Origin of the sequence: Nocardioides sp. CPCC 206348 (assembly GCF_048654705.1) — a bacterium.
Classification (GTDB): Bacteria; Actinomycetota; Actinomycetes; order Propionibacteriales; family Nocardioidaceae; genus Nocardioides.
In genome coordinates, this window is sequence record NZ_JBMCZA010000190.1 from 31,688 (window position 1) to 33,349 (window position 1,662).

Here is a 1,662-nt window from a genome sequence, read left to right on the forward strand (position 1 = left end):
AAGTCGTCCATCGCCGTCCAGCTCAGCTGGGCGGCGCGGGGACCGGCGACCAGGCCGAGGTGGCTGAGTCCGTCTGCGGCGGCGTAGCGCGCGCCGGGTACGACGTCCACGCCCGCGCGGACGGACGGGCCGTTGGCGATGTTGTCGGTCTCGCTGCCCACGAACAGCACCGGCGCCGTGATGGCGTCGAGGCGGACCGCGCGGTCACCGCTCAGGTGGACCACGCCGGAGTGGAGCTCGTTGCGCGCCATGAGGCGGGTGTGGATCTGGTGGTACGCGCGGCCCGGGTAGCCGGGCATCTCGCCGATGAAGTCGTCGATCGCGATGGTGCGGGCCAGTGCCTCGGTGTCGAGGAGGTGCCGGGCCAGGTGGAGGGCCTTGGTCATCTCGCGACGCGGTGCCATGGCGCGATAGCTGGCGCGGACCAGGTGCCGGGGTACGCCGCCCAGGACGGCCGTCGGTGCCACCATCGCGCGCGATCCGATCAGCCGGTCGGCGGTGATCAGCGGCTGCACGGCCGGGATCTGCCGGTAGTCGATCGGCGTGCCGAACGCCGTGAGCGACGCGATGGGCAGTCCGGGGTGCGAGGCAGCCGTCAGCAGGCTCATCGTGCCGCCGAGGGACCAGCCGACCAGGTCGACGCCATCAGCGGCGTCGACACCGTCGGCCCGGTGATCGGCGAGGACCTGGTGGATCGCCGTGGGCAGGATGTCGTCGACCCACGTCTCGAAGCCCATGGCGCGGTCCGCGAACCCGATCGCCCCGTAGTCCACGAGGTACGTCGCCCGGCCGGCGCCGACCAGGTGGGCGGCCAGGCTCTGGCCGGGTCGCAGGTCGAAGCACCGTGCGGACACGGCGAGCGGCGGCACCAGCAACACGGGACGGGACGCCGTCGCAGACGTGGTGCGGTCGTAGCGGGTCAGGCGGCGGTGCGGCTCGTCGCTGAGGACGGTCGCCGGCAGGCCGTCGTACTGCTCGACGCCGTCGCCGAAGGGCGAGATCGCCCAGGCGTTGCGGGCAGCGGTACCGAGCGTGGTCGTCAGGGGAGCGGCAGGCACCGCGCCATCGTGACGGTCGTGGCGGGCCACGTCCATCGAACGTGACGAGCGTGACGGTCGGCCCGTGGCGTCGTCAGCGCTCCGAGCGCCAGTGCTTGGCGCCGATCAGCATCATCCGGAGCTGGGCGCGGGTGCTGTCGGCGATCCTGCGTTCGGCGGGGGACCCGGGCCCGGCCGTCAGCAGTCGCTCGGCAGTGGTCACCATGGCGCCGACGATCAGCGAGGACAGCGTCTGCAGGTCGATCTCCGACCACTGGTCGGTGCCGGGCAGGTGGGCGAGGTCGGTGGCGAGCTCGCGTTCGGCCAGCTCGATGCCGTGGGCGATCGCCTCGCGGACCGGCTGCGGACCGGCGAACCGCTCGCGGGCGATGAAGCCGAAGTGGGCGTGGTGCTGGCGGACCTGCTCGACCAGGACCGTGACCGATCCGTCGATGATCGAACGGGCGTCGTTGCCGACGGTGTGCCGCAGCTCGCGCAGCAGGCTGCGCAAGGTGTCGAGGGACTCCTCGACCAGCGCCAGGCCGAGGTCGTCGATCGAGGGGAAGTGGCGGTAGAACGCGGTCGGCACGATGCCGACCTCCTTCGCGACCTGTCGCAGGGAGAG

Annotated in this window: 2 protein-coding genes; both read right to left on the bottom strand. The window is 72.3% G+C overall.

Features of this window, described 5'->3' with window-relative positions:
• A partial coding sequence (locus ACOADB_RS16000) for a hypothetical protein (RefSeq protein ID WP_378600539.1) occupies window positions 1–1,058 on the bottom strand: 1,058 nt, incomplete at its 3' end.
• A gap of 73 nt (window positions 1,059–1,131) precedes the next feature.
• A partial coding sequence (locus ACOADB_RS16005) for a TetR family transcriptional regulator (RefSeq protein WP_378600541.1) occupies window positions 1,132–1,662 on the bottom strand: 531 nt, incomplete at its 5' end.